Raw genomic sequence first — 13,462 nt, 5'->3', positions numbered from 1 at the left:
AGGTGTTTTACTTGTTTTTGGAGAAAAAGCTGTTGAAGGTAGAGGCGGGCAGGCCCGCTTTGTTCACGAGGTTGGCCGTCGTGTACGGCTCCCAGGCGTAGCGCACATACTTCGGCTCCGGCACTTCATCCGAAGATACCCATACTTTGTTCCCCCGTATCTCGGCCTTTGCCGCCCTGAAAATCCTGTCGCTGCCTGCCACCTCGAAGCCGCGCAGGGTTGTGCCGTCGCTGGCCTGCAGCCCCTTGCCGTACTCAAACGTACAAACCGCTTGGTTACCCGAGAACCGGGCCTCCTTGAACAGCGGACCGCTGTAGGGCACCCGCTTGCCGTAGGTTTTGGACAGGGCCCAGGCCGCCAGCCGCTCCCCTACCTGCTTTTTCTGCGTCGGGTGCACGTCCTGCGGGTCGCCTATGTCGCTTGTGACGGCCATGCCGGTATTTGCTACCTGCGAGAGCAGCCTGCGCTGGCTGTCGCGGAAGTGCGGCCAGCTGGGGCGGTTGATGCTGGAGAGCTGGGTGTAGTAGAAGGGAAAGTTGTAGCCCCATTTTTCACGCCAGCTGCTCACCAGTGTTTTAAACACCTCTTCGTGCAGCTCAATGTTGTGGGCATTGCTCTCGCCCTGGTACCAGATCACGCCTTTAATAGGGAAACCGATGAGCGGGGCGATGCCGGCCTCATAGTTATAAGCTGGTTCGTAGGGATGGCGCTGCTTGGCTGCTTTTGCGCCCTTTATGTTTACGCCTGCCCGTTCCTGGGCCCAGTCCATCACAAAATCCGACTTGCGCCAGTTGTGCAGCATGTCCACGAGTTGCGGGTGGTGCTCCAGCGTGTAGCGGTCAATCCACGACTCGGTGGTAGAGCCGCCCACGGCTACCTGTATCAGCCCGATGGGTACGTTTAGTTCCTCCTGCAACTGCTTGCCAAAGTAGTAGGCCACAGCCGAGAAATCCCTTGCGGAAGCCGAGTCGGCCCGCTGCCAGGAGCCCGAGAAGTACGCCAGTTGGTTTACCTTTTGCAGCGTGAGCGAGTCCCAGGCGAAGTTGCCCGTCTCGGCAAGCGGTTTCATGTGCAGCAGTCGAACGTTTGAAAGCTGTTGCGCCTGCCGCAGTTCCTCTTTTCCGCCCTGTGCCGCCGCCAGCGGAAAAGCCATGTTCGACTGCCCCGAGCTCAGCCATACCTCCCCCACCAGCACGTCGTTTATACTTATACTTTTGTCTGGTGTCGAAACCTGCAGCTGATACGGGCCTCCTGCCTTCTGAGACGGAAGTATGGCTTTCCATTTTCCGTCCGGGCCGGCACTGGCCTTTACTTCTACTCCGTTGAACTCCACGGTTACCTCCTGCCCCGCGTCTGCTTTGCCCTGCACCGGAATCGGCATTTGCTGCTGCAGCACCATGTGGTCGGAGAAAGCGGGAGCCAGCTGCAGGCCGCCATACTTGCCCGTCAGGTGCCCGAACACGGTGCCAGCAATAATGCCCGCTCCCTCGGCCGTAGGGTGCAGCTCGTCGGGGAACAGGTCAGGGCGGCTGTAGAGCGGCGTGTGCAGGTCAATGAGCTCCACGTTTCTGTTTTCGGCGATGACAGGGATAAGCTCCTGAATTTGCCAGAACCAGTCGCGGGTGCCGGACGTGAAGCGTGGGTGCCCCGAGAAGATGGGCGTGAGCCGGGAGATAAGAATGCGCACTTCCGGGTTAACGGCGCGCAGCGTGTCGATCAGGTGGTAGTAATCGGCGGCAAACTCATCGCGGTAGTTCGGCCAGTTGCGCGGGTCGGTGTCGTTCAGGCCCAGGTGGATCACGGCAATGTCAGGCTCGAAGGCAAGGGCATCCTTATACTGCTGCGTTTTGGTGTAAGGCCGGTGGCCTTTTCGCAGCAACGTAGCCCCGCTCAGCCCGAAATTGCCTACGTCATACGTTGGCCCGAGCAGCTGCTGGAGCTGCGCCGGATAAGCTTTTTGCTCCCTGTCCTCAAGCAGATAGCCATAGGTTACGGAGTTGCCGATACAGGCTACCTTCAGCCGGGCAGTAGCTTGTTGCGAATACCCGGGTACAGCAAGTATAAAGGCGATAAAAAGCAGTAGGAAACGAGTCATAGCAGATGTAAATACAATACACCTGCCCGCAAGTATAGCCGGGCAGGTGTATCACTGTGTTCTAGTTTAGTACTTCGCTTACCGGTACGCGCACAAAGTATAGCTCGCGCACGCCCTCGTAGAGCAGCCCAATGGTGTTATCGTCAATTTTAGTGAGGGCCGAGTAGCCGTACGTACCGCGCTCGTCAATCAACAGTTGATTCTCAGGCTGCCAGGTTTCGCCCAGATCGGTGCTGGCTTTGAGCGTGATGTTGTAACGGCTGTGTGGCGTGGCGACATTGCTGAAGAAAAGGACTTCCTGCTGCCCACTCTTCGTGCGCACATCGGCCTTGATGAAACCGGCCATGCATACCGGATCAGGCAGGGCGCTGTAGGAAGTATGATGCTCCACCCAAGTCTGGCCCAGGTCAGTGGTGGTGGCCACGGAGCGGAAGCGGCCGCGGTTGTCGCGCATGTTCAGCATCAGCGTGCCCGGCGTGGTCTCCACTACCTGACTCTCGGTGGTGTTGGCTTTGGCACCGATGCCGCTCTTCCAAGTCTTGCCGTTGTCCTGGCTGTAGATGATGGAGGAATGCGGCATCTTGTGCTCATCCCAGTACTGCGACGGGAACACCAGCGTACCGTTCTGCATCACGATACCGTTTCCGGGGCCGTTGAAGTAGATGCGCCAGTCAGGGTTTTTGATCTGCCCGGTGATGCTATAGGGTTCCGACCAGGTTTTGCCGTCGTCGTCGCTGCTCACCAGCACGAACTGACCCGTTTCGTCGGGCGAGAGGCCGGGGCCGGAGCCGGCAATGGAGCGATTGCCCTTGCTCCACAGCGCTGCCACCCAGATCTTACCGGTGGCCGGGTCAAAAAGTATGGACGGGTCTCCTATGCCGTTGTTTTCGTGCGGTGCCCCCATGTCCATGATAATCTGCATCGGCTCCCAGTTTTTGCCGCCGTCGGTGCTGCGGCTCATGCCCACGTCAATATTAGCTGGCAAATCGCCTGCGTGTTCGTAGCGAATGTCGTACACGGCAACCAGCGTGCCTTTGTCGGTGGTGGCGATGCCGGGGATGCGGTACGTGTGTGAGCCATCTTCACCGGCCTTGCGCAGGGCAATGCCCAAGCGTTTGGCGTACGTAGAGCCGTCCTCGGCTACCGGGTATACTTTGCCGTTTGCGTCTGTGAGCTGGGTAGCCCGCAGCTCCACTTTGTTGTCGATGTTGGCCGTTTCTTTGAGTGTGGCGCTGAACCAGATGTAGTGCTTGCCCGGCTTGGCCTGTATGCTTAACGGCACCTCAAACTCCTCTGAGGTGGGCTTTATGGATTTGATCAGGTTTGATGTTGAGAACAGCGCCTCGGAGCCCGTAAGGTATACATCCAGCTTTTCCACATCCTGCAGGGCCGTGCCGTTCAGGCGGGCTTTTATACGTTGGAAGTTTATACTTTTGCCGCCCGCCGGCACATACAGGGTCACGCGCAGCAGCGGGTTATACGCTGTGCCCCGCAGCACAGGCACGGCCGGGGCAGTGCTTGTTATACTTACGCCGTTTACCGATGGGGCTGTAGTGGCAGGTGACGTGGTGCTTATACTTCTGGAGCAGCTCACGCTGCAGATCAGCACCAGCAACAGACAAGACAGGACACTTTTGGCTCTACTCATTATACTTTATACTTTGTGTTTTATACTTGCCGCGATTCTCACCGCAGGTTAATACTTGGATTTATACTTTTATACTTGGATTTATACTTTGGACAGTGCAGGTTATACTTTACGACACCTTCTCTTTTACCTTGCCGCGCTGTGCGCCCTCCTCGTAGATCGTCAGGCCCTCATGCTCGCGCTCCTGGCCTCCGAAAAGCAGGCTGAACAGGTACCCGAACACCACGCAGGCCACCAGACCGGTAAAGGCGTAGAGCAGCAGGTTGATGCTGGTGTACTGGCTGATGTAGAACTGCACCAGCCCGCTCAGCAGAAGCCCCGCAATGGCCCCCTTGGCGTTAGCCCGCTTGGTGAAAATGCCCAGCACGAACAAGCCGCCCAGCCCGCCGGTAAACAGGCCGAGTATGGTGTTAAACTGGTCCCAGAGCGAGGAAATACCCCACTGCGCCATCACCAGCGCCAGCGAAGTGCCCACCACCCCGATAGCCAGGGTGATGAACTTAGCGGTGCGCAGGTAGCTTTTATCTGACTTGCTTGGGGCAAAACGCCTGTAGAAGTCGGTGATGATGGCGGTGGTAACCGAGTTCATACTGCTGCTCAGGGTAGACATGGCCGCAGCAAAAACCGCTGCAATCAGCAGGCCTGTAATACCTGCCGGCAGCTCCGTGACGATGTACCACGGAAAGATCGCATCCTGGCTCTGCAGCTGGTAGTTCACTTTCTCCGGATGCTCCTTAAAGTACAGGTAGAGCATGGTGCCGATCGAGAAGAAGATCAGCGCCGAGGGCAGCGCCATCCACGCACCCAGTCGCAAGCTCTTTTTCGACTCCGCCTCGTTGCGCGTGGTCAGGTATTTCTGTACCACCGACTGGTCGGTGCCATAGGAGATCACATTGATGGCCAGACCGCCTAGCAGCACCACCCAAAGGGTAGGCTCGTTAAAGCTGAGCGTGAGGTCGATAATGTTAAGTTTCTCGTTTTGCTGAATGGTTTGCCAGATCGTGTTGGCGTCGGCCTCCAGCTGGAAAGGGATCATCACCAGGCACACCAGCGCACCGCCCAGAAGGATGACCACCTGCGCCACGTCCGTCCACACTACGGCCTCGATACCGCCTTTCATAGTATAGAAAATCGTGATTATGCCCATCAGCAGGATGCACAGGCTCACGTCTATGCCCGTTACCAGCGTCAGGGCCAGGCTTGGCAGCAGCAGTACGATGGCCAGGCGGCCCAGTTGCAGCATGATGTAGAGCAGCGAGGCCATGGCGCGCGCCACGTAGTTAAAGCGCTTCTCCAGGTACTCGTAAGCCGAGGTGATCTGCAACTTGCGGTAGAAAGGTATGAAGTAAGTGGTGATGATCGGGATGACCATGATAATCGTCATCTGAAGTATAAAGTAGCTCCAGTTGGTGGCGTACGTCTTGGCCGGGATCGACATAAAGGTGATGGCGCTCAGCTGCGTGCCATAAATACTCAGGCCGGCGGCCCAGCCGGGTATGCGCTGCCCGCCACGGAAGTAGTCGTCGGTGGTGGTTTGGTTGCGCGAGCTCCACATGCCGATGCCTATCATCAAGAGCAAGTATAAAATCACCACCACATAATCGAGCCAGGCAAAGTAATGCTGCGGCGTAAGGCTGCCTTTTAATATCTCCGCTGTGCGCACCCCCGGCCTGATCTCGCCGGAAGGGATGAGAATATCGTTGTCCCAGCGGGTGGCAAAGGTGGTAACGGGCGCGTAAGGCAGCGTGCCGGATTTCGTCCAGGTGTCGGTAACGGTGTTGTAGAGGTAAATGTCTTTGCTGAAGCCCTCGTGCCGGGTCTGCAGAGCCAGTCGGCCGGCTTCGAGTTTTTGTTTCTCGGCCTCGTCGGTGGTGCGGGCAATGGCGGCGTTGTGCTGCTCTATCTGCGTAAAGATATCGCCTTTGTCGCCCCCGAAAATAAGGATGTAGTTGGCGCCGGATACGACGCCGGTTGCGGCAGAAAGCGCTGTCTCGTTTCCTTTGCCGTCTGTAATGTTGCTAAGTTGTTTCCAGTTGTTCTTCTTCGGGTCGTAGCGGAAGGTGGAGCCGTAGAGTTCGCTCACGCCGGAATTGGTTCTGGCCCTGCCGCCAATCAGGTATAAAGCCGGGTACTCGCCGTTGGACTGCACCACCGCCACCGCATGCGACAGCGCTTTTGGCAGCTCCGGCAGTTTCTCCCAGCCTTTGGTAAGTGCAGATAAATCCAGGCGGTAAAAGCCATTGCTGGCCTTGCCCTTGGTTTCGCCGCCCGCCACGTATACCTGGTTATCGATCACTGCGGCGGCAGCATTTGTGAGCGGCAGCGGAAGCTCCGGCAGTTGCTCCACCTTTACTTCTTTGGTGGCGGGGTTCCATTGCAGCAGCAGCACTGTATTTTGTATGCCCTGCTCATTCTCCCCGCCAATGCTTACCACGCCCTGCGCAGTGGTGACGTTGGCGCTGTAGGCCAGCGGTTGCGGCAACTGAAAGGTTTTATCGTGCCAGCTATACTTTCCCTGCTCATCTTTAAGCAAGACGAAAATATCCTGCCCATACTTCTTCTTGCCTCCCTCCCAGGGTAAACCATCCGGAAAGTTGGCTCCACCACCCAGCAGCAGCGCGTTGTTGTGCACGCCTCCCAGCGGACCGGCCAGGCCCGGTTGCACCGACTGGCCGGGAGCGGTGGGAAGCGTGGCGGCAACAGACCACTCTAAGTTGTTTGGCTTTTGCTGCTCTGCCCTGCCCACGGTAACGGCAAGGAGGAAAAGAAGTATAGGCAGGATATTTTTCATCAGGCTGTGTTAGGCATATTTCGTTTCAGGTGCGCGGGAGCAATACTCGTTAAATCCCAGTGCGGCCACATCCTCCTTAAAAGACTGGAACTGCGCGGCAGGCATGTTGCGTACCGGCAGGCGGAACTCGCCGCAGTCGAGGCCGATCAGTTTCATGTAGGCTTTGCCGGTGGCGATGCCGCCATACTTGCCCAGCAGGCGGATCATGTCAATGGACTGCTGCTGCAGCTTTCTTGCCTCCTCCATGTCTCCCTTGTTATAAGCGTCGATCAGGTTGGTATAGAGCGGCGCGGCATAGTTGTACGTGCTGCCCACGCCGCCTTTGGCGCCAAGTACTAAGGCTGATAACAGGTTCTCGTCACGGCCCCAGAGCATGTCATACTTACCGTTGCTGAAGCGCAGGCACGAGAGGTAGTCCATGAAGTCCTCGTGCGTGTACTTGATACCCATAAAGTTAGGGATTTTCCCCTCCACTTCCGCCAATAAATCGATCATCTGGAAGCCCACTCCTGTGAGCACCGGGATGTGGTAGTAATAGAAAGGCATCTGCGGCACGGCGTCTGCCACGGCTTTGCAGCACTCGGCCAGCATTTGCACGCTGGCAGGCTTAAAGTAGGAGGGCGCCGTGAACGACACGGCGTACAGACCAATACTTTGCGCGTGCCTCGAAAGGTCAATGGCATCCTGCAGGCAGGTACCGCCTACCAGGGTGATCACCTTAAAATCATCGTCGCCCTTGGTGGCGTCGGCCCAGGCCTCGGCAACTTTTTTCTTCTCGTCCAGCGTGAGCGATACGCCCTCCCCGGTGGATCCGCAGATGAAAGCGCCTGTGTTCCCGTTTGCTTTCAGCAGGTTATAGTAGGATGGGATCAGCTCCAGGTGCAGGCCGCCATTAGGGTGCATCGGGGTAAAAGGAGCCGCGATGAGCCCGTGTATGTGTTCTTGTTTCATTTAAGTATGTGTAATAATCTTCTTTGGTACTATAGGAGTATGGGTTTATACTTGGCGGCACACGCTGCGCATAAGTATAACAAATGCTTCTTTCAGAATCTACTGCCTTCCGTTGTGCGGATTGGGCTCCGGCCAAACACACGTGCTTAAGCCGGGCCCTATCTACACAAAAGATGAAATATTCTCAAATTAATATCCTGGTGTCTGTGTCAGTTTTGGGTCGGAGTTCAGCATGCCCACCGAAATCGGCAGCAGCAACTTATACTCCTGCCCCGGCGCCAGGTACACCGGATCCACGTAAGCAAACACCCATTCGTTGCCGGCCCTGCGCAATGACCACCAGTGCTTGCCTTCGCCAATGAACTCCCGCAGGTCCTCCTCCAGGATCGCCTGCATGTTCTCCTGCTGGCTGCCGCCCACAAATGGCGTGTAGTCGCTGCCATAGGCCCGCTCCCGTATCTGGTTTATCTCTGCGGATGGGTCCACACCCTGCTTGGTCTTGGCCTCGGCCAGCAGCAGCAGCACATCGGCGTAGCGGTAAACCGGGAAGTCCACGTCGTAAAGCTGCGCACCCGCGTCCTCGCGGCCGGCGAACTTTGTGAGCAGCACCCCAGCGATTGGGTAGGTTGGCGGAGCATTGCGGTACATCACCTCAAAAGTTGCATCAATACGCTCATCCCCGGAGCTCTGCAGCTTTTGAATCATGCTCTCAGACAGCCCCACACGGCTTGCCCCGGATAGGTAAGGATACGCCTGTGACACCGACCTTGGGTTGGTATAAGGATCCAGTAAAAGAGTGCTAGCCTGAGTCGTATTGACACGGAAGCTGCCGTACGCACCTACCGTCGCCTCGTCCTTCTCGTAGCTGATGGCAAAGATGATCTCCTGGTTGCCGGCCTCACGTGCCGGGTTGAACAGGTCAGCATAGTTCTCCACCAGGCCAAGTCCGCCCATGGCACTTACCTCCTCCAGCGCCTGCTGCGCCGTGGCAAAGTCAGCGCTTCCGCCGCCCATATGGGTGCCCGACCAGATGTAGGCATCGCCTTTCAGGGTGAGTGTTGCCGCACGATTCCAGTAGATGTGCTTCGAGGTGCCCGTAAAGGGGGCGGTAAGGGCATTGTCGCTGCCAAACAAACTCAACGACTGCTCTATATCCGCCTTTACCTGCGCCATCACGGCCTCAGGTGTAGCTCTTTCGCGGTACAGTTCCTCCAGTCCGCCTACCTGCGTTACCGGCTCTGTGGTAAGCGGCACGCCTCCCCAGGTTTTCAGCATGGTGTAGTATACAAAGGCGCGCAAGCCGTGCATCTCGGCTAGCACCCTGTTCTTCTCGTCATCAGGCACGGGTGTCTGCGGGAACAGCTTGATGGCCGTGTTGACCTTGTCCAGCAGGCTGTAGAAACCTGCCCAGTTGCTAGCCGGCACGTTATTGGCATCTATGTTATGGGTATAATAGTTCCGTAGGCCACCATCCTCCGACTCCGTGAAAAGGCCGTCAGCCCATATCTCAGAGCGCATCTCACCCAGCGTGAACAAAGTATAGTGGTAGTTTCTGAACGATCCGTACACGCCATAGTACAGGGTCATGGCGGCGTTGGGATCCGACAGGATCAGGTCCCGGTTAAGCGATGTTTGGGGCTGTACCTCATCCAGTTGGTCGCTGCAGCCCGTGGCACTCAGCACCAGCGAGATGCCCAGCGCATACTTTATGGTTGATAGATAGTTTCTCATATCAGTTTCGTTGCTAAAGTTCGATTAAAGTGTCAGGTTCAGGCCTGTGGTGATGGTGCGCGGCAGGGCGTACCGGCCCACGTCATTGCCACCTACTTCCGGGAAAGTACCGCTATAGCCTGTAAAGTATACCAGGTTGGTGCCCGTCACATTCAGGCGCAGCCCCTGTATCTTGCCTTTCAGGATATTATCTAAAAAAGCCTGCGGCACCTGGTAGCTCAGCGTAATCTCACGCATGGCCAGGTAGTCACCCTTCTCGTAGAAATTAGCGAAAGAAGTGGTTCCGCCACCGGCATCCTGGAAGTAGTTGCGGCCAAAGTTAGCCCAGTAATAGCGCGGCAGCGTGCCGTTCGGGTTTTCCGGGTGCCAGGTGTTGGTCACGTCCACTGGCCCGTTCTGCGAGCCCTGCACCTGCGACAGGCCTCTGAGCTTGGACTGGTTCAGGATCATGTGCCCCAGGGCAAAGTCGAACTGACCGTACAGGTTAAATCCTTTCCAGCCGATGCTCGTGCCAAAGCCACCCTGCACAGTCGGGGTTGTTCTACCCACAAACACTCTGTCGCGGAAGTCGATGGTGTCGTTCTGATCCAAATCTCTCCAGCGGGCATCACCCAACAGCTTTACTGTCTTGTTGCGGTAAGGCAGATAGGAGTTGTACAGGTTCGCATCAGCCTCCAAATCAGCCTCTGTCAGGTACAGGCCATCGTATATCGGGGCCCAGAGTTCATCCAGGCCAACGCGCTCGCCTTCCTGCAGGCCGCCTACGTGTATCACCCTGTCTGATGCCGGATCAAACACCTGGTAGGTTCCCTGTCTGTTCTTCTCCAGGCCGTTATCCGGTAATTGCTTAGCGTAGTTCTTTACATGGAACAAGTTGGCGCTAACATCCCAGCTAAAGCCATCCGGCTGCGTCGGGCGTATCACGCTGGCTCTCACCTCCAACTCCACGCCCCGGTTTTGCAACTGGCCCAGGTTGGTGGTAAAGCTGCTGTACCCAGTCCAGCCAGGTATACTTAGCGAGGTGATCTTGTCATAGATATCGCGGATAAAGTAATCGCCAATGAAGGTGATGCGGTTATCGAACAGTCCCAGGTCCAATCCGACGTTCAGCGAGGAGGCACGCTCCCACTTCAGGGCCGTGTTCAGCAGGAAGTTAGGCGCAAACCCAGCGTTTCCGCCGTAGATGCCGGTGCCGCCGTAGGTAGCCGCCGTAGCAAAGTCATCCAGCGGATCTATACTTCCGTTCTGGCCCCAGCTTACGCGCGGCTTAATGGTGCTGATGTAATCGCTGAGGAAAGAGTTGTTGAAGAAGGCCTCGTTATGCAGGTTCCAGCCGGCAGATATACCCGGGAAGAAGCCGTAACGGTTATCGGCCAGGCGTGAGGTGCCATCGTAGCGCAGGTTCACGTTCAACAGGTAGCGCGCGTCGTAGTCGTAGGTTACGCGGCCGATGCCGGATACCAGGCGGTTCCAGGAGTAAAAGCCGGAGTACGGGATGCCCACCGCCTCGGTAGAGGCTGACAAGTATGGAATAAAGTCGGTGGAGGCGCCACGGCCTGCTGCGCTATACTGGAAAAAGCGGGCATCGAAGAACTCACCACCACCCAACACGCTTAAAGTATGCTTCCCGAACGTGTTATCATACTGCAGGAAGGCATTATAGGAGTGCTGGTTAGCCTGCGGCAGCGAGAAGGAAGCATTTCTAGTGTCGATGAAAGCACCCCCGGTACCATTCTGGTAAGCCCTTGTAAAGCTCTCACGGCTGGTGTAGCGCATAAAACCGGATGCTGTAGCCAGAAACTTAAGTTCCGGGAGAATCTGGTACTCCAGGTTCAGGCTGCCCGAGAAGCGCTGCTCCTCGTTTTTATTGATGAACTTATCGCGCAAGTACGCTGGGTTGCCCAATGTACCGCCATCCACACCCGGCAGTATCTCCCCTGTTTCGTCGTGGGTAAAGCGAGCGGTCGGGGCAATGCCCCCAAAACGCTGTATTAAACCTCCTGTCAAACCGCCACCGGCATCTGCTGTGAGATAGGATGGCGTATTTTTGTCGTTGTATGCCGATAAGTTCAGGCTTACCTTAAAGTCTTCGTTCACATCCAGCCCGCCGTTAAAGTTCAGGTTATACCTCTTTAGGGATGACCCGATCACCATGCCAACGTCTTTTACCGTACCCAGGCCAAGCGAGAAAGTACCTTTGTCGCCACCGCCGGAGAAGTTAAGGTAGTGCTCCTGCAGCGTGCTTTCCTGCAGAATCATGTCCTCCAACTCACGCTGCGATGTTGCCAGATACAGTATACTGTCTGTCTGCGAAGGATCAAACGGATTCCTATCTACCAGCAGGTTCCAGCGTGGGTCGTTTAGCAGTTGGCGGTTATTTCCGGATACCAGTTGCGTGGAGTATTTGCCGCTCGGCGATGCCCAGGCAGGACTCACAGCCCAGCCCCAGGAGCCAGCCAATTGGTTACGGGCATTGTTTGCCTCAGCCGTGTTATTGTCTTTCATCGCGGCCTCATACCTGCTGCCCAGGCCTCTTCGGTTCCAGAGGATATAATCTTCCGCAGTCATGAAATCCACGGGATTTCGGCGGATGTAGTTCTGGGCATGCTTCAGGCTATAGGTAACCTGGGAGCGCCCTTTCTTGCCTTTCTTTGTGGTAATCAGGATAACGCCGTTAGCGGCTCTTGCGCCATAAATAGCGGTAGAAGCCGCATCCTTCAGCACGTTTATCGTCTCAATATCCTCGGAGTTAATGCCGTATAGCGAAGGAAAGATCACCCCATCTACGATTACAAGCGGAGAGCCTGAACCGTTAAAGTTGGTACCTCCCCGGAACGTAATATTGGGCGTGGAGCCAGGCTGACCGGACGTTTGCTGTACCCGCAGGCCAGTTACCGTGCCTTGCAGCGCTGTGGCCACGTTAGTGCGTGGCGCTGACTTCAGCACCTTGTCATCCACGGTAGACACGGCCCCGGTAAGCGTTTCGCGGCTTTGCGTACCGTAGCCTACCACTACCACCTCATCTAGCTTTGCTGTGGCTGGCTTCAGTGCAAACTCCAGTGCCTTCGCGGCATCTTCTACAGTAATTTCCTGTGTCTCGAAGCCCAGGTACCTTGCCACCAGCACATCCCCCGCTGACGCTCTAATAGTAAAGGAGCCGTCCGTATCGGTTTGGGTACCGCGGTCGGTGCCTTTCACGTTCAGACTTACACCAATGAGCGGCTGGCTGTTCTCAGAAGAGACAACACGCCCACTTACGGTGGCGTTCTGCGCGCGGAGGTGAGGACTTAGCAGCAAGCCCAACCCCAGAAAGAGAAACATGAGTAAACGTTTGAAGTTCATATAACATTGGTTTAGATGGATTATGTAATACATAATAAAGTTATTCGTGTTATTTGATTATCCAAAACAATTCCTTAATTTTTTTGTAAAGAAAAGGTAATATAGTATTCCCTAAATTTGTAATTTAGCTTTGAGGAAGCTTGATAAGTAATACATAACAGAATGGGAAATGCCTTTCATAAAATAAAGACTATCGATACAAGCTCGCTTGTGGACAAGGTGGAGACAAACCTGCTGGAGTTATTAGTGCAGCAAAACCTGAAGGTGGGCGACGCCATACCCACAGAGATGGAGCTGTCGTCTACCTTAGGCGTGAGCCGCACCGTGATACGCGAAGCCCTGCTGCGCCTGCGCCTGATGGGCCTGATCGAATCTAAAAAGCACCGTGGGGCTATTATAACCAGCCCCGACCTGCTGGCTATGCTGGAGAAGCGCCTGATTCCCCAAGTGCTCGATAACGCAACCCTGCGCGACGTTTTCGAGCTGCGTCTGGTACTGGAGATCGGAATGGCGGACTTTATTATGGAGCGTGTTACAAAGGAGGATATTGAGGAGCTGAAGGAAATTGTGGCCAATGAGCCGGATCTCTCCGACTCCACGCTTTTTCAGGTGCAGCATGAGATCGCCTTCCACGGCAAGCTCTACGAAATATCCGGCAACACCACCCTGAAGAAATTCCAGAGCATGCTGTTGCCGGTTTTCGATTACGTAAACCGCAGCGGCCTTCTGAACATGGATGTTCCGGTCCGTAAGTTTGTCTCGCACAAAGGGCTGGTGGATATCATTGAGCATGGCTCTGCTGAGATGCTCCGCAACGGCATGCGCAACCACCTGGATAACCACTTTGCGCGGCTTATGGCCGGGTAGCATGGCACGGAGCCTGGTCTCTCCTCCACCACCCACT

7 protein-coding genes are annotated in these 13,462 nt (G+C 55.9%); 1 reads left to right on the top strand and 6 read right to left on the bottom strand.

What is annotated here, in order from left to right; genetic code table 11:
* Positions 1-7: 7 nt before the first annotated feature.
* The 6 genes from A3841_RS09895 to A3841_RS09870 form a co-directional block, all read right to left on the bottom strand.
* Positions 8-2,095, bottom strand: a complete 2,088-nt coding sequence (locus A3841_RS09895) for a GDSL-type esterase/lipase family protein (RefSeq protein WP_073852161.1) — start codon at positions 2,093-2,095, stop codon at positions 8-10.
* Between the two features lie 61 nt (positions 2,096-2,156).
* Complete coding sequence (locus A3841_RS09890; protein WP_073852160.1) at positions 2,157-3,743, bottom strand: sialidase family protein; 1,587 nt, start codon at positions 3,741-3,743, stop codon at positions 2,157-2,159.
* 109 nt (positions 3,744-3,852) lie between these two features.
* Positions 3,853-6,534, bottom strand: coding sequence for a sodium:solute symporter family transporter (locus A3841_RS09885; protein ID WP_073852159.1), 2,682 nt, complete (start codon positions 6,532-6,534; stop codon positions 3,853-3,855).
* 9 nt (positions 6,535-6,543) lie between these two features.
* Positions 6,544-7,485 (bottom strand): dihydrodipicolinate synthase family protein, encoded by a 942-nt coding sequence (locus A3841_RS09880; RefSeq protein ID WP_073852158.1) that lies wholly within the window; start codon positions 7,483-7,485, stop codon positions 6,544-6,546.
* 189 nt (positions 7,486-7,674) lie between these two features.
* Complete coding sequence (locus A3841_RS09875) at positions 7,675-9,216, bottom strand: RagB/SusD family nutrient uptake outer membrane protein (protein WP_073852157.1); 1,542 nt, start codon at positions 9,214-9,216, stop codon at positions 7,675-7,677.
* Positions 9,217-9,240: 24 nt separating this feature from the next.
* Positions 9,241-12,558: a SusC/RagA family TonB-linked outer membrane protein gene (locus tag A3841_RS09870; RefSeq protein WP_083610291.1), complete on the bottom strand. Its 3,318-nt coding sequence runs from the start codon at positions 12,556-12,558 to the stop codon at positions 9,241-9,243.
* A gap of 162 nt (positions 12,559-12,720) precedes the next feature.
* Between A3841_RS09870 and A3841_RS09865 the strand changes: the two genes are divergently transcribed.
* Positions 12,721-13,425, top strand: a complete 705-nt coding sequence (locus A3841_RS09865; RefSeq protein ID WP_073852155.1) for a FadR/GntR family transcriptional regulator — start codon at positions 12,721-12,723, stop codon at positions 13,423-13,425.
* The last annotated feature ends 37 nt before the right edge of the window (positions 13,426-13,462 follow it).

Source organism: Pontibacter flavimaris, assembly GCF_001907195.1.
Taxonomy (GTDB): domain Bacteria; phylum Bacteroidota; class Bacteroidia; order Cytophagales; family Hymenobacteraceae; genus Pontibacter; species Pontibacter flavimaris.
This window is presented reverse-complemented; position numbering and strand designations above follow the sequence as displayed.

Bases quoted from the DNA above. Each gene is read 5' to 3' on its own strand.
- A3841_RS09895 (WP_073852161.1), bottom strand. From the start codon at position 2,095: ATGACTCGTTTCCTACTGCTTTTTATCGCCTTTATACTTGCTGTACCC.
- A3841_RS09890 (WP_073852160.1), bottom strand. From the start codon at position 3,743: ATGAGTAGAGCCAAAAGTGTCCTGTCTTGTCTGTTGCTGGTGCTGATC.
- A3841_RS09885 (WP_073852159.1), bottom strand. From the start codon at position 6,534: ATGAAAAATATCCTGCCTATACTTCTTTTCCTCCTTGCCGTTACCGTG.
- A3841_RS09880 (WP_073852158.1), bottom strand. From the start codon at position 7,485: ATGAAACAAGAACACATACACGGGCTCATCGCGGCTCCTTTTACCCCG.
- A3841_RS09875 (WP_073852157.1), bottom strand. From the start codon at position 9,216: ATGAGAAACTATCTATCAACCATAAAGTATGCGCTGGGCATCTCGCTG.
- A3841_RS09870 (WP_083610291.1), bottom strand. From the start codon at position 12,558: ATGAACTTCAAACGTTTACTCATGTTTCTCTTTCTGGGGTTGGGCTTG.
- A3841_RS09865 (WP_073852155.1), top strand. From the start codon at position 12,721: ATGGGAAATGCCTTTCATAAAATAAAGACTATCGATACAAGCTCGCTT.